The sequence below is a fragment of the Variovorax jilinensis genome, from assembly GCF_030316885.1.
Classification (GTDB): Bacteria; Pseudomonadota; Gammaproteobacteria; order Burkholderiales; family Burkholderiaceae_C; genus Variovorax; species Variovorax jilinensis.
Genome location: NZ_JASZYQ010000009.1, coordinates 150,890 through 174,993, shown reverse-complemented (window position 1 = coordinate 174,993; position 24,104 = coordinate 150,890). Strand labels below are relative to the sequence as shown.

The following is a 24,104-nucleotide window of genomic DNA, read 5'->3' as shown; positions in this document are numbered from 1 at the left end:
TCGGCCAAGCTCGTGAAGGGCGCCGAGCTCAAGGTCTACCCAGGGCTGCCGCACGGCATGTGCGCGACGCACCCCGAGATCATCAACGCCGACCTGCTGGCGTTCATCAAGGGTTGAGGAGGACCTCCAAATGGCAACCATGTCCATCGCAACGCCCGACGGGAACTTCGCCGCCTACATCGCCCGCCCCCGGAACTCACCGGCGCCCGTCGTCGTGGCTTGCCAGGAGATCTTCGGCATCAACGCGGACATGCGCCAAACCTGCGACGAGCTGGCCGCCACGGGCTTCATCGCTTTGTGCCCCGACCTGTTCTGGCGGCAGGAGCCAGGCGTCGAACTCTCTCACCTGAACGATTGGCCGCGCGCTCTGGCGCTGTACAAGGCTTTCGACCTGGATGCCGGCGTGCGCGACGTCGCTAGCGCGGTCGACGCAGGACGCAGCCTGGAGGGCGCCACTGGCAAGGTCGGCGTCATGGGCTACTGCCTAGGGGGCCTGCTTACCTTTCTTGTGGCCGCACGAAGCAATGTCGACGCGGCAGTCGCCTACTACGGCGGCCGCACCGAAGAGTTCCTCGCTGAAGCCGGCGCGGTGAAGGCACCGATGCTCATGCACCTCGGTGAAGAAGACGAGTTCATCTCGAAGCCCGCCCAGCAGGCGATCGCCAGCGCATTCGCGGGCAAGCCGCAGGTCGAGGTGTACCGCTACGCCGGCTGCATGCACGCCTTCGCGCGTCATGGCGGCACGCACTATGACGCCAGTGCCGCCGACCTCGCCAACGGCCGCACTTTCGACTTCCTTCAATCGAGGCTCCACGCATGACCGATCGACGACTGACCACCGCTTTCGGCGCGCCCGTTCCCGACAACCAGAACACGCAGACTGCCGGCCCCCGCGGCCCCGCGTTGCTGCAGGATGTATGGCTGCTAGAGAAACTCGCGCATTTCGACCGTGAAGTAATTCCCGAGCGTCGCATGCATGCCAAGGGCGCCGGCGCGTACGGCACTTTCACGGTGACACGCGACATCACGCGCTTCACCAAGGCCGACATCTTCTCCGCAGTGGGGAAGAAGACCGACCTGTTCGTGCGCTTCTCCACCGTGGCCGGCGAGCGCGGTGCCGCGGATGCCGAGCGTGACATCCGCGGCTTCGCGATCAAGTTCTATACGCAGCAGGGCAACTGGGACCTGGTCGGCAACAACACGCCAGTGTTCTTCCTGCGCGATCCACTCAAGTTTCCGGACCTCAACCACGCGATCAAGCGTGACCCCTGCACCGGCCTGCGCAGCGCCGAGAACAACTGGGACTTCTGGACCTCCCTCCCGGAAGCCCTGCACCAGGTCACCATCGTGATGAGCGACCGAGGGATGCCGCGTAGCTTTCGCCACATGCATGGCTTCGGCAGCCATACCTTCAGCTTTCTCAACGCGGCCGACGAGCGCTTCTGGGTCAAGTTCACCTGGAAGACGCAGCAGGGAATCCAGAACCTCAGCGACGGCGAGGCGGCCGCCCTCGTCGGCCAGGACCGCGAAAGTTCGCACCGCGACCTCGTCTCTTGCATCGCAGCGAAAGAGTTTCCGCGTTGGAAACTCTACGTCCAGGTGATGCCCGAGACGGATGCGCTGACCTACCGCTTCAACCCGTTCGATCTGACCAAGGTGTGGCCGCATGCGGACTACCCGCTTCAGGAAGTGGGCGAGTTGGAGCTCAACCGCAGTCCGGACAACTTCTTCGCCGAGGTCGAACAGGCCGCGTTCAATCCCGCGAACGTCGTTCCGGGCATCGGCTTCTCGCCCGACAAGATGCTGCAGGGGCGGCTCTTCTCGTATGGCGATGCGCAGCGCTACCGGCTCGGCGTCAACCACTTTCAGATCCCGGTCAACGCGCCCCGCTGCCCGGTCAGCAACTACCACCGCGACGGGCAGATGCGCACCGACGGCAATCGCGGAGGACTCACGCCCTACGAACCCAACAGCCATGGTGCTTTCGCCGAGCAGCCGCAGTTTCGCGAACCGCCGCTCGGTCTCTCCGGAGCAGCAGCAGACCATTGGGACCACCGCGTGGACGAGGACTACTACAGCCAGCCCGCGGTGCTGTTTCGCCTCATGACGCCGGCGCAGCGTCAGGCGCTGTTCGACAACACCGCACGGGCGATGCATGGCTGCTCCGACGCCACCTACGCGCGCCATATCGCCAACTGCACGCGGGCGGACTCGGCATACGGCGCAGGCGTGGCCGCAGCCATCGCTGCGCACAACGAGAAAACCCGCAGCATCCAAGGAGCGTGACCATGTTCGGACTGACCTCTCTCGGCCTCATCCACACCGCCATCAGCCTGGTTGCGCTGGTCGCCGGCGTGGCGGCGCTCGTGCGCTACCAGGAGATCCCCGCCGGCAAGGCGCTGGGCCAGACCTACATCTGGTCGACCGTGCTCACCTGCCTCACCGGCTTCGGAATCTTCCAGCGCGGCGGCTTCGGTGCGCCGCATGTGCTTGGCATCCTCACCCTGTCGGTTCTGGCGATCGCCGCGGTCGCCGGTCGAACCCTGCTTTTTGGTCGAGCCTCGCGCTACGTGGAGACCATCGCCTACTCGACCACGCTGTTCTTCCACATGATCCCGGGCCTGACCGAGACTTTCACGCGCATTCCTGTCGGCACTCCCTGGTTCAGCAGCCCGGAAGACCCTGCCTTGCAGAAGGCAGTCGGCGCGTGTTTCGTTGTCCTGGTTGTCGGCTGCCTGCTCCAGGTGCGTCGTATTCGCGCCGAAAGTCGTTCATGGTCACCGCCCGGGATCGTCTCGTCGCGATGAATCGTCCACTTTGCCCTCCCACGGAGAAAACATGAAAGACATTCCCGGCTACACGCTCGGCCAAGCCGAGGTTGCGCGCTCCCCGCTGTCCGATGCGGACTTCGAGTTGCTAAAGGCCACAGTGCTCTTTGGTGAAGAAGACCTGCATGCCTTGCGCATGGCGCACGAGGTGCTAGAAGGTCAGATCGAGGACGTCCTTGACGTCTGGTACGGATTCGTCGGCGCAAGCCCGCACCTCGTGGCCTACTTCGCAGGCAAGGACGGCCAGCCGGACGCTCGTTACCTGAACGCAGTCCGGCAGCGCTTCGGTCAATGGATCCGGGACACCACCGCCGCCAACTACGACAGGGCGTGGCTCGACTATCAGTACGAGGTCGGCCTGCGGCACACGCGCGCGAAGAAGAACCTGACCGACGACGTTCAGTCCACGGCAGGCGTGATCCATCTGCGCTACCTGATCGCGTTCATCGTTCCCCTCACCGCCACCATGAAGCCCTTCCTCGCCAAACGCGACCACAGCGCCGCCGACGTCGAGAGAATGCACGCCGCCTGGTTCAAGGCCGTGACGCTGACCGCGACCTTGTGGAGCCAGCCCTACGTTCCCGGCGCAGACTTCTGATTGATTGCGTGGTGGGTCGGCACACGGCCATTCACTCGGGCCGAGTTCGGCACCGGCGCGGAGAGACGCCGATTTTCTGCGTGAAGAGCCGCGACCACGCCGATGCATTCGCGTAGCGGAGCTCGTCGGCGATGGCCTTGACCGAGATTCCGTCTCGAAGCCAGGCTTGGGGTCGGCTTGTTTCCGGTGTCAAGACTGACGGTTCGGATCCCCAGGAACGGCGCGGGATCAGTTCGATAGGTTGTTGATTTCGCAGCACATTGGCTTGGCCCGCATGACCAGACGGCGGCTGGCAGCGTGCGTGTCGTGCTTCCCGCCCTGCTTCGCCACCTTGGCCGCGAACTCGACATCACCGCGCCTGATCTGGTCTCGCTGCGCGCGCTGTACGCCCGCGGGCGCACCCTATGCGACCACCAGCAGCAAGCCTGTGAATGCCTGGGCTTCCAATGGATGACCGAGCACCAGCGCCGCGCCCTGGTGACGGTTCTGCGCGGCCCTTTGCTGTCGATGACCGGACTGGCGGGCCTGCCGCAGCGGACGCGTCGCTATTGCTAAACGCGGAAGGCGTGTTCACCGCTCTGCTCGCTTGGTTCGTCTTCACGGAACCTCGACCGGGGCATCGCCCCGGGAATGAGCAAAACCCACTCTGCGCCCATCAGCGCCGGCCGCGCCTCTCAGTTGAACGCGCGGGCGCCCCTGGAAAAGCTATATAGCGGGCGGCAGTCGTTGGGCCGGATACACCCGGCTCACAGCCGCGGAGTCAATGCACATTCGAATACGGGACGCGCCGCTGCCTGGCGAACTCCAGGCTTGCAATGCACACGCCCAGCCACGACAGCCCCGAGAGCAGACCGGCTGCCACGTCACTCGCGAAATGGACCTGGAGAAAGACGCGGCTGCAGGCGATGGTCAGCACCAGGGCTACTGCCGCCATCGCCGCGGCCGCGTGCCATCGGAGCGGCAGCAACCGGAGCGCAACATAGAGCAGCATGCCGTATGCAACCGTCGCACCCGAAGTGTGGCCGCTCGGGAAGCTGTATCCAGCGATCGGCGACAGCGCCGGATCGTGCAGCGGCCGGGAGCGCTCGAACACCTGTTTGAGCATCGGATTCAAAAGTGCATTGCCGGCCAGGGAGATGATCCAGCCGGCCGCGAGCAGGCGCTCCGCTCGCCGCCAGAGCACCATGGCCACCACCGCTCCGAGCACGGCCAGAAAGAGCGGATCACCGAGATGGGTGAGCAGGCGGAATGCACGCAACGCTGCATCGGGCGTGCTCTGTCCGATAGCCTCGGCAAGCGCCTGGTCGGCAAGACCCATCTGCGTGCCCGGACCGATTCGCTGGCCGATCACGGCGAAAAGGCTTGCCATGCCGAGAATCAGGAGGAACCCGGTCGCATAGCCGGTCAGCATTCTCGCGACGGTCGGCGGGCCGGCATCGCCTGCATGCATTCGCCGGAGATGGCGTCGATGCAGCAGCGAGCAAGCCATGCCGCTCGCGGCGACCGCCGCCAGCACGCAAATCGCAAACGCAGCCAGCGCATGCTGGCCCAGCATCTGCGCCGACGTTACCCATGGCGCTGCCTCAGGTGCCATGCTCGACGGATGATCTTTCACCCAGCGGCAGCGTGTCCGTGGTGGCCAGCACGAAGCGCGCAGTGCCGGCCTCGCATTCCCAGCGCTCGACTGTGCAGCTTCGGGGAACTGCGCCGGTCCACCGAATCAGGTTGACCGAGTTGGGCGCACCCCGGCGCAGGCGCGTCGAAACCGCGGTGCCGGCCTGCACCGCCCACGTCCATCGATGGCAGCTCGGAAAATCCTGCGCGAGCGGCCGCACGAACGGCAGATGAATGTGCCCGCCAAGCACCAGGTCCGCCTTGGCGGCGCTCCAGCGTGCCACCGCGACGTCGCGCCCGTGCAGTCGATTCGTCGCATCCTCCGGCAGCGTCACCGCGACCGGCTGGTGAACGACCACCACGCGCAATTGCTGCGGCGTGGCGAGCTCGAGCCGCCGCGCCACGCGCTCGACTTGCGATGCCGAGACTTCCCCGTCCTTGTGGCGGTACCAGCGGGTCGTGTTGACGCCGAGGACCAGGCAGTCGACCGACTCGAACAGCGGTTCGAGCGTGGGGCCGAAGGCTTCGAGATAACGCCCATAGGGGTTCAGAAGCCGCGTGCCGAGCCCGAACAACGGGATGTCGTGGTTTCCAGGAATCGAGAGCAGCGACGGCGCGCCGAGCCGGTCGACGAATGCGCGGGCCAACCGAAACTGGGCCCGGGTGGCGCGTTGCGTGATGTCGCCCGAGAGCACCACGAGATCAGGACGCTGCGTGCGGGCCAATTGCTCCAGCGCCTGCGCCACGGGCTCCCGCTCCGTGCCGAAATGAGGGTCGGAGATCTGCAACAGCACCGTCATTGCCTCGTCGCCTCCAGTTCCGGCGCCACCTCGGGGCGAATCAGCCAGAGCGGCTCGGGCGCTACCCGGAAGTCAAGCGGCATGTCGAGCCAGCCGATCTCGCCATCGGTCGCGACCTTGACGCGCCCGCGACCGCGCACCGGGCGCACCGTCATCGATTCGAACGTGAAGCTCAGCACGCTGTCGGCATCGCCGAGGCGACCCAGCGCACCGCGCGCGAGCAGCGACAGCATGGCAATGGCGCCCTGGGGCTTGAGCGCGATCGCTGCCAATTGACCCTGTTCCGGCGCGTCGGCCTCGGCCAAGCCGACCTGGTGCATCTGCAGCGCGTTGTTGGCGACAATCAGGGTCTGGGTTCGGATGTCACGCTGCTGGCCGTGCCAGGACATGTGCAGATGCCAGGGCCGCGCGCCACGCAGAATGGTCATGACACCTGAGAAGAAGGCCACCCAGCGATGCCTGCCGTATTGGGCCTTGAATGCTTCGCGGTCCTCCAGCAGCTTGGCATAGAGGCCGAGGCTCGCATTGACCAGGAACACGCGCTCGTTGACCATGCCCACCTGAACCGCCCGCGGGCTCTCGTTGAGCAGCACCTGCAACGCCTCGGCCGTGTCCGAGGGAATGCCATGCGTGCGACTGAAATAGTTGAAGGTGCCCTGCGGCAAGACGCCGAACGCGCACCCACTGCCAAGCGCCGCCTGCGCGACGGCGTTGATGGTGCCGTCGCCGCCCGCTGCCACCACAACGCCCCGGAGGACGCGGGCGCGCTCGACCGCCTCGCGTGCGCATGCGTGCAGCCGGCCGGGCGCGTCGACCTCGTAGACGTGAAAGTCGCGCTGCACCGCGGCGCAGCCTGCCGCGATGACCTCCCGCGCCCTCTCGGCCTCGCCGCTACCGGACCCGGCGTTCAGGACGACGAGCAAGGGCGCGCGGGGAGACAGCTCGGGTGGAGTCATAGAAAATCGAAATACTTCCCTTCTACCGCAACAAGCGCGACTGGCCTGTCGGACGCTGGTCCTCGTATCAGTGGGAGTGAATGTGTTCCTCGGGTAAAAATGAAGCGGCCCAGGGCAGCGACGGGTGATCCGGTGGCTGGACAAAGCCCCCGCGGGAAGCTCACTGCAACCCTTCGGAAGGATGCCGCTGTCTCGGACTGCGAAGGCCAGCCATGACCGAGCCGGGCCTTGAACGGGGGGGCAAGGATGGGCATGACAGGGCGCCTTGCAAAGGTGCCAGATGTGCGAGCGCCGACGATGCCGACCCCGCAAGGGCATGCAGTTTGTCGCAGGGCCGTGCCAGACTGCGGCGCCCTCGTCTTCCTATGCCAAGCGGGCTTTTTTCTGGGCAAGGCTGCCCGCAGGCGGCTGACATAGGCGCGCTTGGGCTCCTCGGACATGCCGATTCCATTGGACCTGGACCGGCAGCAAGGCTGCGTCTCCCACTCAACCGAAGCGGCAAGTAGTACCTCAAACCAAGATGCATCGGTACTGCCCTTTAGGGAAGTAGCCAATCCTTTGGGGTCGGTGTCACCATCGCGCGAGCCGCTGCAATCGTGCACGGATCAGGACTTTGGACTAAAGGGTAAATATGAAAGCGGAACTTCCCGTGCTCTTGAAGTGGGCAGCGATCTCCACTACCGCGGTGGCTTTGATTGCGGGCTGCGCCAGCAAGAACGATCCCGTGGCTCAGGCCGCAAAGGCCGACGCCGCCGAGGGCATCGCGGCGCCCAGCATCGCCGAGACCAAGGCCATCGCCGAGGAGGCTTTCATCTACGGGCTGCCGCTCGTCATGAACTATGCGGTGATGTATGAGTATGCCGTCGACAAGGGTGGACCGCAATTTAAGGCGCCGTTCAACCAGATCAAGAACGAGTCCCGCGTCTATACCTACCAGGACACGGCCATCATCACCCCCAACAGCGACACGCCGTACTCGTTTGTCTGGCTGGACTTGCGCGCGGAGCCGATGGTGATCTCGGTGCCGGCGGTGGAAAAGCGACGCTACTACTCGGTGCAGTTGATCGACGGCAACACCTACAACTATGGCTACATCGGCACTCGGGCCACGGGGACCGAGCCGGGTAGCTACATGGTGGTCGGCCCCGACTGGAAAGGCGCGACGCCCGCGGGCATCAAGAAGGTATTCACCTCGACAACGCCGTTCGCGCTCAGTGCCATCCGGACCCAGCTCTTCAATGCCGGCGACATGCCGAACGTGGAGAAGGTGCAGGCGGGCTACAAGGCGCAGCCGCTGTCCGCGTTCCTGAAGCAACCCGCTCCGCCGGCCGCGCCGGCGATCAGTTTCCTCCCCGCGACCACGAAAGGGATCAAGGAGAACTACTTCCAGTATCTCGATGCCGCGCTCCGGTTCGTCCCCGCGACGCCCGAAGACAGGGATGTCCGCGCCCGGCTCGCCCGCATCGGCATCGGCCCGGGCAAGACCTTCGAGTTCAAGGATCTTTCGCTGGAGCACAAGGCGGCCTTAGGTCTGGGCGCGAAGGAGGGTGAGGCGAAGGTGGACAAGTTCCTCGCCAGCGGCGTCAAGAACGTCAATGGCTGGAACATCGGCGCGTTGTTCGGCAATCAGGATTTCTTCAAGGGCGATTGGCTGATGCGTGCCGCTGCAGCCAAGGGCGGTCTCTACGGGAACGATGCCGTGGAAGCGGTGTATCCCTTTACCCGGGCCGATTCGAAAGGCGCAGTGCTGGACGGCAGCAAGCACAACTACACAATCACCTTTCCCGCCGGGCAGCTTCCGCCGGTGAACGCCTTCTGGTCGGTAACGATGTATGACGGCAAGAGCCAATTCCTGATCAAGAACCCGATCAACCGCTATCTGGTCAACTCGCCGATGCTGTCCGGCATGAAGAAAAACAAGGACGGGTCACTCACCCTCTACGTCCAGAAGGACTCGCCGGGCAGGGCTTTGGAATCCAACTGGTTGCCGGCGCCGAACGACACCATCTTCCTGGTGATGCGCCTGTACTACCCAAAGGCAACGGCGCCTTCGATCCTGCCCGCAGGCAAGGGAACGTGGAAACCACCGGGGATCGTCGCGTCGAAGTAGACGGAGCGGACTCGTTCTCGGGACCGTGGAATCGAGGAAAGCACACTGGCACCGGCGGCCAGCGTCACTGGCCGCTTCCACGCGCATTGCCGCAGTTCGAGGCGGAGGAACTAAAGCCAGCAACGGGCCCATGTGCGACCTGCACGGCTGGCAAGCGACCCACTGCAACCAGTGTGAAGCAGGGTCCTCAGGTTGCGCACGGCTATTGACGTAGGCGGCCAGAGGCGGACCTTGGTCGCTGTGGCAGGATTCGGCTCGCCCCCTCCACCATACACATGGCGTCACCGCTGCCTCATACCCCCGATGGTCGCTACTTCATCGTCCGAGGCCGCCTTTGGCGCCTGTCCAATCCGACGCTGCCCGCTGCGACGCGCGACGCGCTGGTCGCGGAACTCATGTCCGCGCGGCGTGACGTCGGGGCGCGGAAACGGGCTGGCAACGCCGATGGCCTGCGCAAAGCGCGCGCCAGGGTCGATTGCGCAAAGCGAGCGCTGGGGGAACGCGGCCCGGTGTGGTGGACTGATGGTGCGCCGGACCTCAATCGGATGCTGGTCAAGAACACGCCCTACGCCGCGTGGTTCGACGAACTCTCGGCGTCTTGACTGGGCCCTGCCCTTAGCGAAGGCGGCTTGCCTATAGCAGCGCCTTGGGCCGCGATTCGCCGCAGCGGGCCAGTAGTAAATCGTAGGCGCCGCGCCTGACAGGGGGACGCGCCACCGACGGACAGCGCCTCGGCCGTGGGTCGGCGATGCTCCATCCATGACGACATCTCAATCCATTGCTGCTTCCCTCCTTTTTGTCGGTTTCGCCATATTGGCGCCGCAGGCGCACGCCGTCGAAGAGACCGAACAGGTGAAGCCTTCGCGCAGCATGAAGGGGCCCGAGGCCCGCAACAACAATCCCGAAGGCGAGGGCTTGGCCAAGTCGGCACCGTCGCGGCTCGGCAAGGCCGATCGAGCCTTCATGACCAAGGCCGGCGGGAACGGCCTCTTCGAGATCGCGGCGGCAAGGCTGGCGAACGAGCGGGCCTCCGACCCGGCCATCAAGTCGCTCGCGGCCAGCCTCGCAAAGGACCACCGCGCTGCGCTGAATTCGCTCGAAAAGGTGGCGGTGGCCCACAACTACCCGCTCCCGGACCAGGTGCCAGAGGACAAGCGCGCGGTTCTGGCACAACTCGCAGCCGCCAAGGGGCCGGCATTCGACCGGGCCTTCCGCGACGAGATCGGCGTCAAGGCGCACGAGGCCGATATCAAGATGTTTGAGCGCGCAAAGCGCGCCACACGCACCGCAGACCTCAAGGCCTGGATCGAGCAGACGCTGCCCAGGCTTGAGGAGCATCTGAAACACGCGTTGGACATCAAGGTAGGCTGAGCTGCAAAGCCCCCCAAGCACGCCAGTCCTGTACCCACCGAGGCGAACTGGAGCCTGCAGTTCATCTTTTTCATCGAGCATCGCCATTCGATTGCGCACAGGGGGACCGAGGAACGCGATCGACGCGATACAGGTCTGAGAAGCGGTGGTGACTGGCGATGGGACTGGCGATGGTTGCGCCTCTCGGCGCTACGGAGTCCGGCTGGACCTGCAGCGAGCCTCGTCCTGGTATGCGCAGGCCGCTTTGCGGGGCGAGGCCCGCTCCGTCGAGCTCGCTCTCGCGGTCAGACGGCGCATGGCGGACAGCTCAACGCCGTCCGCCTGTCGATCGGAGTAAGGGGAGAAACGATGCTGCCCATGCGATCGGAAGCGCAATTCGGAATCAACGCAGCGCATATGCTCGGCAGACTGCCGCTGGTGGCAGGCGGCTCATGGTCCGCACAATCGCCTCGCGTCGAAGCAGCGAAGTGCGTGAAGCAACTGTCGCGAGGCCACAAGAAGGAAAGTTGTCGGGTGACCCTCAGTACCCGTCAATCGCCTTGAGCCGCTCGAGGGCGGCGGACATCGCTGTCTCAAGCACTCGCTTCTGTTCGAGGGTGGGCGAGCCCTGGCCTGCCGGCGGAAAGTGCGCTCGCTTGAAGGCTTCTGTCGCCTCATCCCATTCGCGCCAAGCTGTGTAGCGTTCATCGGGCTCCGCCATCTCCATCTCCTCGCATTGGAGCGCATATTGTGAACCAAAGAACTACATTCGCGAGCCGCCACTGTGCGACGCGCTTGAACTTCGGCATCCTGGGGGACTCCGGCACCTCCGCCGAGCCCGCCCCGCCTTAGCCTGCGCCGCCACCGCCCAGCTGTAGCCTGGATGCGCGGCAGACTCCATGGGCGCAAGGCCGCCTTCGTTTGCACGGACCAGAAAAGCGAGGTCAGGCGCCCGAACCAACGATTCTCATCCATCGCGTACTCGCGTCCGCGCTCGAGATACGGACGGTAACTTCCGACGAGCGGGTTGCGCGCCGCCGATGTCGACAAGCTCCTGGTGCAGCTGAACAAGCTGGTAGAGGCAGGCAATACCGTCTTGGTTGTCGAACATGACCTCCGGGTGATGGCTCAAAGCGACTGGATCATCGACCTGGGTCCGGGAGCCGGCAGCGCGGGCGGGCAGATCGTGGCCGAGGGACCGCCGCAGGCGATTCGCGCGGTGTCGGAGAGCCGCATAGGTCGCTACCTTCTGCCTTCAATCACTCTGACTCGACGACCGGGACGGCTATTCCTTTCAGGTGGCCGTCAGTGCAGGCTTTTTTCTTGAACGCCAGCTTCGACGCGCCGGGCAATCACCGGTGCCAATGTCACAGGTACGCTTTTCGGATTCTCCGCAACTGAGGGGTCCATGATCCATCGCTGCCGAGGACGCTGCTCTGACTACCGGAATCCGTGCGACATCTGCCGTGCTTGGAAGCACAATGCTCGCGCGTCGTCGCCCAGGCGATGGGCGTGCCGACGCTCGACGACACGGCCTCCGCGCCACGGTGACGAACGTGTATCGAAGAGACCTGATGCGCATGACGAGCACTCCGGCCCCGGCTGGCTGAAGTTGCTGGGCGTGCGCACGTTGCGTGGGCCACATGGAACTGCAGCTTGCTCGTGAACGCAGGCAAGCGCCAGGGGTCGACAGCCTCGGGGCAATGCGTGCATCAGCCCCGATGCAGACACCTTGGTCGAGCAGGGAAATGTCGCTCGGCTGTTGCGACCACATGAAGCTGCGATGACGGTACGCGGAGCGGCTGCGCGCGCGGTCTGGCCGAACGAAAGCCTCGTGCTCGCACCCGCATGCGGCGACGGCTGACGCGCCCCGCGTCGCACCCAGGCGTCAATGGTTTCCTAAACGTATTAGGAAGGAACAGCCATGACCACTCCTCGGACACTTCAGGACCTCGCCAAGGATATGGCGAGCATCGACTTTTCGATGCTCATGACGCACACGGACGGCGGTCAGATTGCGGGACGGCCGATGAGCAACAACGGCGATGTCGACTATGACGGCGACAGCTACTTTTTCGCCTGGGACGATGCGCGGACCGTGGCGGATATTGAACGCGACGCCCAGGTGACACTGGCCATGCAGGGCAAGCCTGGAATCTTCGGCAAGCCCCCCCTCATGCTGGCGATCGAAGGCCAAGCGGAGATCGTGCGCGACAGGGGCGCGTTCGCCGCCCATTGGCAGGAGGAGTTGGACCGCTGGTTCAAGCAGGGTCCCGAGACACCTGGCTTGGTGATGATCAAGGTGCACGCCACGCGCATTCACTACTGGGACGGTGAAGACGAAGGCGAGCTCACACTTTAGCCTGCGCGCGTGCTCCCAGCAGCGCCAAACGGCGACGTCCGGACGCCCGAGCCCCCCACGCGGCCGCGACGGGTCTGAGTCCGCATCTCTGCCTCACATGCGATCGTCGCCATGCGGATACGAGGGACGATTGACATGCAATGCCATCTTCCGCCAGCTACTTTCGAAGGCAACCTTGTTTCCGGCACGGTGTCCACCGTCGTGAACGTCTGCCAGCGTGAAGCCTGCTCCACGCGGTAGATGTCGCACACCACGCCGGGCGCGAGTTCGGCGGAGATCCGGCGCAAAACGTGCGTCTTGAAGCTCCTGCCCTCGATGTGAATATGCAGATGCAGTGCGAGATGGCGACGCAGGCTCCTGTTCGCCGAAGCGACGTGTACGACTTGCCTGAACCTTTGGCCTTGCACTCGGCGCCGCGCTCCGCTGCGGACTCCCCCGGTCGGGTTCAGGCCTCGGGATGGCCGCCACGGACCAGTCGCGCGGCCAATCGACGAGCGGTGCGCACGCTGGCACCCTTGCCGGTGATCGCCAGCGCCGGGGGGTTGACCAGCATCCGTTCGAAGACCGCCTGCACCTCGTCAGCTTGAATGGTGTCGATCATCGCGATGGCCTCGGACATCGGCGTCACACACGCGCTCGCGAAGAGCTCTTCGACAGCCTGTTCCATCGTCGCGTAAGTCCGTTCCGCGGCACGCACGCGCGACACCGTCAGTTGGTTCTTGGCCCGCTCGAGGTGCACCGGAGCGATGGATTTCGCCTGGGCACGCAGCACCTCGGCGGTTGCAGCGACCAGCGCGTCAAGCTTGTCCGGTGTCGTGACCGCGTGCACCACGAAGTTGGCCCAGATGTCCCCGATATCCAGCGTGGCATGGGCCGTGTAGGCAAGGCCAAGCTGCTCGCGCACCGTGTCGACCAGGGGCGCCGACATCCCGCCGCCGAAGAGGTTCGCCGCCAGTGTGGCTGCCAGGCGCCAGCGCTGCTGTGGCATCTCATCTTGCTTCTCGGGTGCCACCGGGTAGGCGATGTTCAGGAACACCTGGGACACCTGCGTGAAGCGCCGAGCCATGGGTTGACCGACGTACTTTGCAGTTGCCGTCGGCAGGGTCACGGACCGATCGGGCGACCCGGGCATGGCCTTGAAGAGTTGCCCGGCGAGCGCCAGCCAGGCGTCGACGTCGAAGTTGCCAGCCGCAACGACAACAGTCTTCTCCGCGACATAGTGGGACTGCACATGACGAACCAAGTCCTCTCGGGTGAAGCCTTGGATGTTGCCGACAGTGCCGATCACCGGCATGCCCATCGGATCGTCGCCCCAGATCGCGCGGTCGAGCAACTCGCTGGAGGCATCCTCCGGATCCTCCTCGTACTCGATGGCCTCCTGGCGGATCACTTCCAGCTCGCGCTGGAGCTCATTCTCGGGGAAGGTGCTGTTCAGGAAGATGTCGGCTGTCATGCGCAGCAATGGCTCCGCATGCCGGCCCAGGCCTGTCATGAAGTAGCCAGTGCTGTCCTTGCCGGTGAACGCGTTCACATCCGCACCCAGCCGCTCGGCATCCAGGTTGATGGCCTGAACCGAACGGGTGGTGGTTCCCTTGAACGCCATGTGCTCCAGCACGTGGCCGATGCCGTTGCTGACCGGCGTCTCGTCGCGCGAGCCGACGTGCACGAACACACCGACGCTGGCGCTCTGCACATGGGGCATGGGGACCGCAAGTAGCCGCACGCCGTTGGCAAGGGTCTGGAGCAAGGTATTGGCCCTTTGGGGCGGCAGCCGGACCATCACTCAGCGGCCTGGCTGCAGCTTGACGCCGATGCCATAGAGCGCGAGCAGGCCCATCACGTGCCCGATGGCGACGCCGGGCTCGCCGGCCTCGATGCGGCCGATGGTCTGCACATGCACGCCCAGGCGCGCCGCGGCGGCCGCCTGACCTTCACCGGCCGCGCTCCGGGCCAGTTTCGCTGCTGTTCCCAGTTCCCTGATGGCATGCAAGGCGTTTTCGCCGATGTCTGCAGAGATGCGCTTTCCTTGGGTCATGCATGCATTGTCGCTCTGGGGCGGCGCGGCCCGTCACCCACAAGCGCCCATCGCGGGCGCAACACGTGGCCGGGCTGCCCGAGTCCCTTGCCTCTGATCCAGGGGATTTTCAGGTCGGGACTTCCAGGCAAGTCGCGCTGGACAGGGGCCACACCCGATGCCTGGGCGCGTGCCAACGCACGGCACCGAGGTCGCCCCAGCGTCCTTGGCCACATTCCACTCCTTCACAGCGCGTTCCGTGCCCAGGCCACAACGGGTGACCGTCCGACATGGCGGCCGGTCACCCGGCGCGCAGACTGCTCAAAACGGGCGAACGTCAACGACCCGAACCACGATGAACAGGAGCCGACATGGCCAGTCCCGTCTTTCCCTTGATCACGCGACGCGAGGCGCTCCTTGCGGGCGCCGCGACCGCCGCGGCGGTATCGTCTGCACCGGCGGCAACGTCGGCGACCGCGCCAGCCGCTTCCGCCGCAGCGGTATCGCCTGAGATGAAGGTCTCCTTCAGCGTCAACGGCACCGGTCACACGCTGTCGCTCGATACGCGTACGACCCTGCTGGACGCACTGCGAGAGCACCTGCACCTCACCGGTACCAAGAAGGGCTGCGACCACGGGCAGTGCGGTGCCTGCACGGTGATCGTGGACGGCAGGCGGATCAACTCCTGCCTCACGCTCGCCGTCATGCACGAGGGCGCGAAGGTCACCACGATCGAGGGACTGGGTACCCCGCACCGCCTGCACCCGATGCAGGCGGCTTTCGTCAAGCATGACGGCTACCAGTGCGGCTACTGCACACCGGGCCAGATCTGCTCTGCAGTCGCGGTTCTCGACGAGATCCAACGCGGTGTTCCCAGCCATGTGACTGTCGACCTCAATTCGCGTCCCCTCCTGTCCGCCGAAGAGCTGCGCGAGCGCATGAGCGGCAACATCTGCCGCTGCGGAGCCTATTCCAACATCGTCGACGCCGTCACCGAGGTGGCAGGGAGCAGGGCATGAAGCCGTTTACCTACGAGCGGGCGCAGTCGGCAGCGCAGGCAGCGGACGCTGTCGCGCGAAATCCCAGTGCGAAGTTCATCGCCGGGGGCACCAACCTGCTGGACTTGATGAAGCTGCAGATCGAGGTGCCGACGCACCTGGTCGATGTCAATGGGCTGGGCCTGGACAAGATCGAACCATCGCCAGAGGGCGGCTTGCGCATCGGCGCGCTGGTGCGCAACACCGACCTGGCCGCGGACGAGCGCGTGAGGCGAGACTACGGGGTGCTGTCCCGAGCGCTGCTGGCGGGCGCCTCCGGCCAGTTGCGCAACAAGGCGACCACGGCCGGCAACCTGCTGCAGCGCACCCGCTGTCCGTACTTCTACGACACGGACCAGCCGTGCAACAAGCGCAAGCCCGGCAGCGGTTGCAGTGCCATGGGCGGTGTGAGCCGCCAGCTCGCGGTGGTCGGCGCGAGCACGGCCTGCATCGCGACCAATCCCAGCGACATGGCCGTGGCGATGCGCGTGCTGGACGCCCGCGTCGAAACGATCCGTCCCGATGGCCGCACGCGCGTGATTCCCATTGCCGAGTTTCACCGCCTCCCGGGCGACACCCCGCACATCGACACCATGCTGGAGCGGGACGAACTGATCACCGGCGTCACGCTGCCGCCTCCGGTCGGCGGCACGCAGATCTACCGGAAGATTCGGGACCGGGCTTCCTACGCTTTCGCACTTGTATCGGTGGCGGTGATCGTGCAGCGCGACGGCTCAGGCCGCGTGGCGCTTGGCGGTGTGGCACCGAAGCCGTGGCGGCTAGAGGCCGCAGAGGCGGCGATGCCGCAAGGCGCCAAGGCAGTGACCGCTCAGCTGCTGGCCGGCGCCCAGCCCACTCACGAGAACGCCTTCAAGCTGCCATTGGCCGAGCGCTCGCTTGCCGCCGCCTTGATTCAAGCGAGGAGCTGAGCATGAAATTCGACACGCCTGCCACCAACAATCCCATTGACCAACTCAAGGTCATCGGCAAGCCGACCGACCGGATCGATGGACCCGTCAAGACTACCGGCACCGCTCGCTACGCCTACGAACGCAACGCCGAGGCACCCAACGCCGCCTATGGCTATGTGGTGGGTTCAGGCATTGCCAAAGGACGCATCGCTTCCATGGATCTCGCTGCAGCCCGCGCCGCACCGGGCGTTCTGGCCATCGTCACCGCGCGCAATGCCGGCAAGCTCGGCAAGGGAGACTACAACACGGCGAAGCTCTTGGGCGGGCCGGAAATCGACCACTACCATCAGGCACTGGCGCTTGTTGTGGCGACGACCTTCGAGCAGGCGCGCGCTGCGGCGCAGTTGATTCGCATCGACTACACGCGTTCGCCGGGGCGTTTCGATCTGAAAGAAGAAATGGGGGCGGCGCAGCTCCCAAAGCCGAACCCCTCCTCCGGTGAACCTGAAACCAAAGTCGGCGACTTCGCGGGCGCCTTTGCCTCGGCCCCCGTCCAGCTCGATGCGACGTACACCACGCCCGACGAGTCGCACGCCATGATGGAGCCGCATGCATCGGTTGCGGTCTGGAAGGGCGACAAGCTGACCATCTGGACCTCAAACCAGATGATTGCCTGGGGCGTCGGCGATGTCGCCAAGACGCTGGGCATTCCGAAGGTCAAGGTCCGCCTGGTGTCGGCCTTCATCGGCGGCGGCTTCGGCGGCAAGCTTTTCGTGCGCGCGGATGCGGTGCTTGCGGCCTTGGGCGCGCGGGCGGCGGGGCGCCCCGTGAAGGTGGCGCTGCAGCGTCCGTTGATGATCAACAACGCGACGCACAGGCCAGCGACCATCCAGCGCGTTCGCATTGGAGCCAACAAGGACGGGAAGATCACCGCCATGGCCCACGAGGGCTGGTCCGGCGACCTGCCCGACGGTCAGCCGGAGACGGCCGTCAATCAAACCCGGCTGCTGTATGCCGGCGCGAACCGCCTGACGACCACGCGGCTCGCCGTACTGGATCTGCCCGAGGGCAATGCGATGCGCGCACCTGGCGAAGCGCCGGGAATGATGGCCCTGGAAATCGCGATGGATGAGATGGCCGAAAAGCTGGGCGTCGACCCGGTCGAGTTTCGGGTCCTCAACGACACGCAGGTCGATCCCGAGAAGCCGGAGCGGCCGTACTCGCAGCGCAAGTTGATCGAGTGCCTGCGCACCGGGGCCGAGCGCTTCGAGTGGAGCAAGCGCAATGCGCGACCAGGGCAGCAGCGCGACGGACAGTGGCTGGTGGGCACCGGCGTCGCCGCAGCGTTCCGCAACAACCTGCAGATGAAGTCGGCCGCGCGCGTTCGTCTCGACAACCGCGGCGTAGTCACCGTGGAAACCGACATGACGGACATTGGCACCGGGTCGTACACGATCATCGCGCAGACCGCTGCCGAGACGCTCGGCGTACCGCTGAAAGATGTGCGAGTCCAGCTTGGTGACTCCGCGTTTCCTGTGTCGGCCGGCTCGGGCGGCCAGTGGGGCGGCAACAACTCGACCGCGGGCGTCTACGCGGCGTGTATGAAGTTGCGCGAGGCGGTTGCGAAGGCGCTGGCCATGCCGCCGGGCGAAGCGGAGTTTTCGGACAGCATGGTGCGTGCCGGCGGGCGCGTGGTAGCGCTCGGCAAGGCAGCCGGTACAAATGGCCTGGTGGCCGAGGACGGCATCGAATACGGTGACCTCGACAAGAAGTACCAGCAATCGACCTTCGGGGCGCATTTCGTGGAGGTCGGGGTCGACACTGCAACCGGCGAAGTGCGCGTGCGGCGCATGCTCGCCGTCTGCGCCGCCGGGCGCATTCTGAACCCGAAGGCTGCCCGCAGCCAGGTGATCGGCGCCATGACGATGGGCGTCGGCGGTGCACTGATGGAGGAACTGGCAGTCGACAAGCGGCACGGCTTCTTTGTCAATCATGACCTGGCGGGCTACGAGGTGCCCGTGCACGCTGACATCCCCCATCAGGACGTGATCTTCCTGGACGAGACGGATCCGACTTCTTCTCCTATGAAAGCAAAGGGCGTGGGCGAACTCGGCATGTGCGGCGTTGCCGCGGCGGTGGCCAATGCCGTCTACAACGCGACCGGCGTTCGTGTGCGAAGCTATCCGATCACCCTGGAAAAGCTGCTCGATGGGCTCCCGCCTGTGGTGTGAGGCGAGTAGTACGCGCGACGGGGCAACGCGCTACGCCAGCGCGGCGCGGTGTAGCCATGCACAGATCCGAAAGTCGGGTGAGACCCTCCGTCCGGACCTCGCCGACAGCTATGGCCTTCGCTGCCTGTGATGGGCTGCATGGATCAGCTTGGGGAATTCCGCCGACAACTCGCCTGCCAGGAAGCCCAGTGGGCCATAGCGTCGCGCCAGCACCTCCCCTGCCCGTGAATGAATGACAACGCCCCACGCGGCTGCCACTGGAGGCGTCAGGCCCCGTGCGGCCAGCCCGCCGATCAGGCCGGCCAGCGTGTCGCCCGAGCCCGACGTCGCCAGACCCGGAGTTGCGCCCTCGTGACGCCAGGTCGTGCCATCGGCTTGCGCGATGAAAGTGCAGGCGCCCTTGAGCACGACGCAGGCATTCCACAGAGTCGCCGCCGCGACCGCCGAGGTCAACGGGTCATCGCAGACCGCCTCCTTGGTCGTGCTGGACAGCTTCGCCATCTCTCCCGCATGTGGCGTCATGATCACACGCGGATCCAGGGCGCCTTGCTCGACGACGCCCATCGCAAAGGCGTCGAGCACGACAGTACTGTGCGGGAAGTGCGACAGCAGCTTGCGAACGAAGGCGAGGCTGGCGGGTGCATCCAACATGCCGGGTCCGAGCACCACCGCGTCGACACCGCCCGCCAGAGGCGCCAGCTTGTCGGCACCCTGGGCCAGGAATGAGCCGCCGGTCGACTGCGGCAGGCCGATGACGCGCGATTCCGGAATCGTCAGCGCCAGGCCTTGCGCGACGCTCGCAGGCACCGCGACAGTCAGTTTTCCGGCGCCCGCACGCAGCGCGGCGATAGCGGCCAGCGCGACCGCACCGGGCGTTTCGACGCTGCCGCCGATCACCAGCACGTGGCCCCGTGCCTCCTTGTCCGCGTCGACGCCGTGATTCGGAAAAGGCCAGCGCGCGAGCAGGGCTGGCGTCAAGGCCTTCGCAGACGGGGCGTGCACCTTCATGTCGCCAGGGTCAGGGTTTGGCAGCTGCCGGCTGGTCCGGCTCGCGCGTCACGGGCGTAGAGGCTTCCTGCAGCGGCGCAAGGAAGTTGACCAGGTCCAGCTGAAGCACATCGGCCTCGCCGCCGCTGCGGGTCGCGCGGTAGGAGGTCACCGCACAATTGGGCACGTCACCCTGCCGATCGATGTCGAGGATCTGGTGCTCGTCCATGTGCTCGAGCAGATAGCGCATGCAGTTGACGATCACCTGGTGCGCCACCACGAGGACCCGGCGGCCGCCGTATTCGCGCGTGATCATCTCCAGCAGGCTGCGCAGCCTCAGGATCACGTCACACCAACTCTCGCCGCCCGGCGGCCGAAAGTAGAACTTCCCCACATGCAGGCGTTGCTCGTTGAGCTCCGGGTGCCTTTGCTGGATGCCGAACTTGGTCAGCCGGTCGAGAATGCCGAATTCTTTTTCGCGCAGTCGCTCGTCCACCCGCAGGCTTGCCGGGTCGGCGCCAGGGCCGCAGCGCTCGGTCACGAGCCGCGCGGTCTCGAGGGCGCGCAGGTAGGGGGAGCAGACCACCACCTCCGGCTGCTCATGCTTCGGCAGCCGTGCAAACCATTCACCGAGTGCCGTCGACTGCGCCTTGCCAAGCGTCGACAACGGAACATCGATGTCGCGCCACGCGAGGTCGATGACCGCGAGGCCGCCGGATTCGGCAGCGTCCCGCGCCACGTTCCCGGCGCTTTGTCCGTGTCGCACGATCCACAGCGTCTCGGGCCAATTGGCATGCATGGCAGGGCGGCCTTTGGTTTGAATTGAACACAAGCAATGTAGAGCGACTCCAGACGGCGCTCCGTAGGCGAACACCGCTTCGCGCAGCGTCGGAGGCGAACGGCGCAGGTACGCAGAGGTATTAGCCGCTTGCCTCCTCCGGATTCAGCGTGCGGCGAGCTGATAGCTCAGCAGCAATCCCACGCGCAGCTTGCGCTGCGGATTGGTCGATGACGGATCACCGGTCGGCTTGGCAACCGCCAGATCCAGGCTGTAGTGCCGGCTGTCGGACAGCCGCACGCCCAGTGCCACCGAGCGCAAATGCGCGGGCATCGGACTGAAGAGCTGGCTGCTCACCTCGGCGGCTTCCACCAGCAGGAAGGGCTCCACCTGCTTGAGCCATGTCCCCTCGATGCGGAGCATCCGGTTCACTTCCACGCTCGCGCCCCAGCCCGAGTCGCCCGCTGCGTCGCCCGGCGCATAGGCCCGGCCGAAGTGCGCACCCCCGAAGGACACCCGCTCGGAGGTCGCAAGCGAATCGCCGCTGTACTGCCCGCCGACGGCGAAGGCGGTGCCCCAGTCGTTGGCGTAGCGGTCGCGCTGGTTCGCGTCGATCGCGATGCGTGTGAAGTCCGGCTTCGACCCACCGACCCCCGACAGGCCGGCGATGTTGCTGGTGATCTGGTCGCGCGCACCGGCGCCGTCGATGCCTTGGGCCAGCAACACGCTCAGTCCTCGCGTGCGGTCGGGGCGCGCATCCGCGTAGACGCCCTGCGCATAGATGGCGCGCACCCGCGAGTCGTTCGTCAACTCGCCGCCGGTGGCGCGCTCGCTGTAGCGGTCGACGTTGTCCACCGCATAGAACCCACCCTTGAGCACGAGGCTGGTCCGGGCATCGAGGATAAGTGGGTAGCCCGCGGAGGCGTCCAGGCGCTTGTTGGTGTTGAAACGCTCAAGTGGCGCACCGCGGGCCAGTTGCTCGTCGGGATAACCGCGGTAGTCCGAGTAGCTCGTGCTGAGCTGCCAGCCATCACCGCCGATCAGCTGGGTGTAGCCGAGCGACAGAAGACGCTCGTCCTGGGGGTCGCGCAGCAGCGTCGAGGCGCTCAGTTGGCCGCCCGACACGAAGGGATCGTTGACTACGCCGTTGAGCACGGCGCGCGAGGTCGGCTGCCGCACGTCGGCGCCGAGCGAGAGATTGAAGGGTTGGCGACGAACCTTGAGCACCAGTTCGGTGGCGCCGTCGGTGCGTGCCGGCAAGGCTGCCGTGGCATCGAGCTCGATCCCTGGCACGCGCGCCAGCAACTGGCTGACGCGCTCGAAGGTCGCCTGCCGCAAGGGGCGTTCAGACTGCAGGCGTTGGGCGATCTCGCGCAGCTTGGGCTCGGCCGGCCCGGCATCGCCTTCGATGCGGACGCTCGCGACGTAGCCCTCGACCGCGATCACGCGCACCACGCCGTCGGCGAAGTCTTGCTCGGGGACGAATACAAAGGACAGCGGATGACCGCTGGCCTGGTAAAGGGTCGTGGCTTCCCGCGTCAGCGCCACCAAGACGCCGATGGTCACGGGTTGGTTCACGAGGGGAGAGAACAGCTTCGCCAACTGGGCGAAGGGCAGTGCATTCACTCCCTGGATATCGAAGCGCGTGGGCACGATGCTGCGCTCGAGCACGTCGGCGGCAGGCCCAGCGGGCTCCTGCAGCGCGAGGGAAGGCGTCGCCGCCGAACCCGGAGGCCGCGCAGGACGCGCGGCCGGGATCTGGTCCAGGGGGTTGCCCCCCGCGGACTGGGCCCATGCCGGCGAAGCGACCCCGGCCATCGCTGCGGCCATGCCGCAACCGAGCCATTTCAGCGACGACGCCGACATCATCTGCGCACCAGACCCAGGCCGCCGATCAGGCCGCCCGCGACGCCGCCCACAGCAGCCGTGGTGCCGCTCACCGCAGCCGTGGTGCCGCTCACCAACCCGGCGACGCTGCCGCCGGCGTTGCTGGCCACAGTGGTGACGCCCCCGACGACGGACGTGGCCGTCGTGTTGACCGCGGCCACCACCGGCACGGCGACGGCAGTGACGGCACCGGTCACCGGTGCAACGGCGCTGGGGCCGCTGGCGGTGCCGGGCGGGACACTGGTGGTCTTGACGCCCGCCACCACGCCGGCGCCGGCGCCATTGCTGATGCCTGCCGGTGTCGCCGAGAGGCCGCCGACCGCACCCACGCCCAGGCCGGCCGTCAAGCCGCCCAGCGCGCTCCCCGCAGCCGGCGTTGTGCTGCCCGTGCTGACCAGCGGGCCCACGCTGGCAACGGTCGTGCCAAGCGCGCCCGTCACCCCGGCCACCTGGCCACCCGGGACCTTGGCACCGAGTTGCGCGATGGCACCACCCACTTGCGTCGTCAAACCGGCGACGGGCTTTCCGAGCCCGGTCGCGTCGCCCAACTTCTGGGTCGTTGCCACGAGGCCGCGGTCAATCGGCACGATCGCGTCGCTCACGCCGCTCGTGACCTTGCGCACGCCGGCGCTGTCGATCACTTGGCCCAGCCCGGCGCCAAGACCGGCCACGGTGTCCCCAGTCTTGTCGACGACGCCGCCCACGAGGCCCGTCACCTGTCCCACCGGCGTGCCGGCGCCGACCGAAGCGACACCCGCCCCTACGCTCGACACGGCGCCGCCCACGTGCTGAACGGCGGGATTCACGCTGGTCAGCGTGGTGCCTAACGGGTCCGGCGTCCGGCCCAGTTGGCCGAGTCCTGTGCCAACGCCTTGGCCGAGGTCGGACACGACCGAGCCCGTTTGCGACACGGCGCCGCCCGCGCCGGCAACAAGTCCGCTCGCCGGAGAGTTGGCGCCTGCGACGCCGACCCCGTTGCCGATCGAGGTGACCAGTTGCCCCGTTTCGTCGATCACGTTCCCGGCCGACTGGACCAGGGCGTTGCTGGCGCCGAGTGCAGGCCCCACGTTGCCGGGGCCGGCTCCACCGCCTCCGCCTCCCCCTCCGCCTCCGGTGCCTGGACCGGCACCGCCCCCAGGGCCGCCGCCGACCACCGTGCCGTCGCCGCCACCCGCGCCCGCGCCCGCGCCCGCGCCCGCGCCGGAGCCGGAGCCGGAACCGGAGCCGCCGTCAGCCGTCGCGCCTGCGCCGCTGGCCAGCCCGCCAGGCGTTGCTTCGCTTGCACCGCCAAAGCCGTAGCCCACGCGACCATTCGAGGAACAGCCACCCAACATGGACAGCGCCGCCACCGCCACTGCGCTGCACGCGAGCGGGCTCCATCGTGATTTCGCCAATGCTTTCATATTGCACTCCATTTCGAAGGTTCAAACACCGATCGCGGTCCGGTCCCGGGCCGCGCAGACCCGGCACACACGTCGATCACGCGTTCGCCAGGCCCGCGTCTGTTTTACGGTTCGCATGCATGGGAATCGCCGGTGCGCAAAGCGCTTTCGCGACCCACGTGGCGCGCGCGTGTGAACCAATTCACACGGCACCTGACTGAATCAGGCAGGTAGTACGGAGGTGTTAGCGGGAGCGGGG

The 24,104-nt window shown here is 66.2% G+C and carries 22 protein-coding genes and 3 pseudogenes; 15 read left to right on the top strand and 10 right to left on the bottom strand.

The genetic code is table 11. The features are described 5' to 3' along the window. The 7 genes and pseudogenes from QTH87_RS23930 to QTH87_RS23895 form a co-directional block, all read left to right on the top strand. Positions 1-117: alpha/beta fold hydrolase (locus QTH87_RS23930; protein ID WP_444812834.1), on the top strand; the 117-nt coding region annotated here is incomplete at its 5' end. A gap of 13 nt (positions 118-130) precedes the next feature. Next, positions 131-820 (top strand): dienelactone hydrolase family protein, encoded by a 690-nt coding sequence (locus tag QTH87_RS23925; RefSeq protein ID WP_286612645.1) that lies wholly within the window; start codon positions 131-133, stop codon positions 818-820. Further along, on the top strand, positions 817-2,286 hold the full coding sequence (locus tag QTH87_RS23920; protein ID WP_286612644.1) for a catalase: 1,470 nt from the start codon (positions 817-819) through the stop codon (positions 2,284-2,286). The genes QTH87_RS23925 and QTH87_RS23920 overlap by 4 nt, the downstream gene beginning before the upstream one ends. A gap of 2 nt (positions 2,287-2,288) precedes the next feature. After that, the gene (locus QTH87_RS23915; RefSeq protein WP_286612642.1) at positions 2,289-2,807 is read left to right on the top strand and encodes a hypothetical protein; all 519 of its coding nucleotides are present in this window, start codon (positions 2,289-2,291) and stop codon (positions 2,805-2,807) included. Between the two features lie 31 nt (positions 2,808-2,838). After that, a complete protein-coding gene (locus tag QTH87_RS23910; protein WP_286612640.1) occupies positions 2,839-3,426 on the top strand; it encodes a protoglobin domain-containing protein in 588 nt (195 codons plus the stop codon). Positions 3,427-3,676: 250 nt separating this feature from the next. Beyond that, positions 3,677-3,918 (top strand): annotated as a pseudogene (locus QTH87_RS23900) (hypothetical protein); the annotation flags it as partial. Then, positions 3,919-4,059, top strand: a pseudogene (locus QTH87_RS23895) (EamA family transporter); the annotation flags it as partial. A 127-nt stretch (positions 4,060-4,186) separates the two neighbouring features. On the opposite strand, the gene QTH87_RS23890 reads toward QTH87_RS23895, so the two are convergent. The 3 genes from QTH87_RS23890 to QTH87_RS23880 are packed head-to-tail and all read right to left on the bottom strand — an operon-like array spanning position 4,187 to position 6,796. Continuing rightward, positions 4,187-5,020, bottom strand: coding sequence for a phosphatase PAP2 family protein (locus tag QTH87_RS23890; protein ID WP_286612638.1), 834 nt, complete (start codon positions 5,018-5,020; stop codon positions 4,187-4,189). Continuing rightward, positions 5,010-5,840 carry a metallophosphoesterase family protein gene (locus QTH87_RS23885; RefSeq protein WP_286612636.1) on the bottom strand — a complete coding sequence of 277 codons (831 nt, stop codon included), beginning with the start codon at positions 5,838-5,840 and terminating at the stop codon, positions 5,010-5,012. The genes QTH87_RS23890 and QTH87_RS23885 overlap by 11 nt, the downstream gene beginning before the upstream one ends. After that, on the bottom strand, positions 5,837-6,796 hold the full coding sequence (locus tag QTH87_RS23880; RefSeq protein ID WP_286612634.1) for a diacylglycerol/lipid kinase family protein: 960 nt from the start codon (positions 6,794-6,796) through the stop codon (positions 5,837-5,839). Before QTH87_RS23880 ends, QTH87_RS23885 begins: the two co-directional genes overlap by 4 nt. Positions 6,797-7,427: 631 nt before the next feature. Here QTH87_RS23880 and QTH87_RS23875 point away from each other — a divergent pair. From QTH87_RS23875 to QTH87_RS23865, 3 genes are all read left to right on the top strand, one after another. After that, positions 7,428-8,906, top strand: a complete 1,479-nt coding sequence (locus tag QTH87_RS23875; RefSeq protein ID WP_286612631.1) for a DUF1254 domain-containing protein — start codon at positions 7,428-7,430, stop codon at positions 8,904-8,906. A 275-nt stretch (positions 8,907-9,181) separates the two neighbouring features. Then, positions 9,182-9,508 carry a hypothetical protein gene (locus QTH87_RS23870; RefSeq protein ID WP_286612629.1) on the top strand — a complete coding sequence of 109 codons (327 nt, stop codon included), beginning with the start codon at positions 9,182-9,184 and terminating at the stop codon, positions 9,506-9,508. Positions 9,509-9,665: 157 nt separating this feature from the next. Next, entirely contained in the window at positions 9,666-10,277 is a 612-nt protein-coding gene (locus QTH87_RS23865) for a DUF4142 domain-containing protein (protein WP_286612628.1), read from the top strand. 520 nt (positions 10,278-10,797) lie between these two features. Here QTH87_RS23865 and QTH87_RS23860 read toward each other — a convergent pair. After that, on the bottom strand, positions 10,798-10,977 hold the full coding sequence (locus QTH87_RS23860; protein ID WP_286612627.1) for a hypothetical protein: 180 nt from the start codon (positions 10,975-10,977) through the stop codon (positions 10,798-10,800). Positions 10,978-11,271: 294 nt separating this feature from the next. Between QTH87_RS23860 and QTH87_RS23855 the strand changes: the two are divergent. Then, positions 11,272-11,583: pseudogene (locus tag QTH87_RS23855) on the top strand (hypothetical protein); the annotation flags it as partial. 597 nt (positions 11,584-12,180) lie between these two features. Next, positions 12,181-12,618, top strand: a complete 438-nt coding sequence (locus QTH87_RS23850; protein WP_286612624.1) for a pyridoxamine 5'-phosphate oxidase family protein — start codon at positions 12,181-12,183, stop codon at positions 12,616-12,618. A 445-nt stretch (positions 12,619-13,063) separates the two neighbouring features. On the opposite strand, the gene QTH87_RS23845 is transcribed toward QTH87_RS23850, so the two are convergent. Together QTH87_RS23845 and QTH87_RS23840 are read right to left on the bottom strand one after the other, a co-directional pair. Further along, positions 13,064-14,398 carry a M16 family metallopeptidase gene (locus QTH87_RS23845; protein ID WP_286612620.1) on the bottom strand — a complete coding sequence of 445 codons (1,335 nt, stop codon included), beginning with the start codon at positions 14,396-14,398 and terminating at the stop codon, positions 13,064-13,066. A gap of 3 nt (positions 14,399-14,401) precedes the next feature. Then, entirely contained in the window at positions 14,402-14,653 is a 252-nt protein-coding gene (locus QTH87_RS23840; protein WP_286612619.1) for a helix-turn-helix domain-containing protein, read from the bottom strand. 350 nt (positions 14,654-15,003) lie between these two features. On the opposite strand from QTH87_RS23840, the gene paoA reads away from it, so the two are divergent. Genes paoA through paoC form a run of 3 tightly spaced genes read left to right on the top strand, consistent with a single transcriptional unit; the run spans position 15,004 to position 18,811 of the window. Next, positions 15,004-15,651, top strand: coding sequence for an aldehyde dehydrogenase iron-sulfur subunit PaoA (paoA, locus tag QTH87_RS23835; protein WP_286612618.1), 648 nt, complete (start codon positions 15,004-15,006; stop codon positions 15,649-15,651). Next, on the top strand, positions 15,648-16,598 hold the full coding sequence (locus tag QTH87_RS23830) for an FAD binding domain-containing protein (protein ID WP_286612617.1): 951 nt from the start codon (positions 15,648-15,650) through the stop codon (positions 16,596-16,598). The genes paoA and QTH87_RS23830 overlap by 4 nt, the downstream gene beginning before the upstream one ends. Positions 16,599-16,600: 2 nt before the next feature. Continuing rightward, entirely contained in the window at positions 16,601-18,811 is a 2,211-nt protein-coding gene (gene paoC, locus QTH87_RS23825) for an aldehyde oxidoreductase molybdenum-binding subunit PaoC (RefSeq protein ID WP_286612616.1), read from the top strand. A 108-nt stretch (positions 18,812-18,919) separates the two neighbouring features. On the opposite strand, the gene QTH87_RS23820 is transcribed toward paoC, so the two are convergent. The 4 genes from QTH87_RS23820 to QTH87_RS23805 form a co-directional block, all read right to left on the bottom strand. Further along, positions 18,920-19,819, bottom strand: a complete 900-nt coding sequence (locus tag QTH87_RS23820; RefSeq protein ID WP_286612614.1) for an NAD(P)H-hydrate dehydratase — start codon at positions 19,817-19,819, stop codon at positions 18,920-18,922. A 10-nt stretch (positions 19,820-19,829) separates the two neighbouring features. Beyond that, on the bottom strand, positions 19,830-20,597 hold the full coding sequence (locus QTH87_RS23815) for a histidine phosphatase family protein (protein WP_286612611.1): 768 nt from the start codon (positions 20,595-20,597) through the stop codon (positions 19,830-19,832). A 144-nt stretch (positions 20,598-20,741) separates the two neighbouring features. Beyond that, positions 20,742-22,445, bottom strand: a complete 1,704-nt coding sequence (locus QTH87_RS23810; protein ID WP_286612610.1) for a ShlB/FhaC/HecB family hemolysin secretion/activation protein — start codon at positions 22,443-22,445, stop codon at positions 20,742-20,744. Beyond that, entirely contained in the window at positions 22,442-23,866 is a 1,425-nt protein-coding gene (locus tag QTH87_RS23805) for a collagen-like triple helix repeat-containing protein (RefSeq protein ID WP_286612608.1), read from the bottom strand. The genes QTH87_RS23810 and QTH87_RS23805 overlap by 4 nt, the downstream gene beginning before the upstream one ends. Positions 23,867-24,104 lie beyond the last annotated feature (238 nt).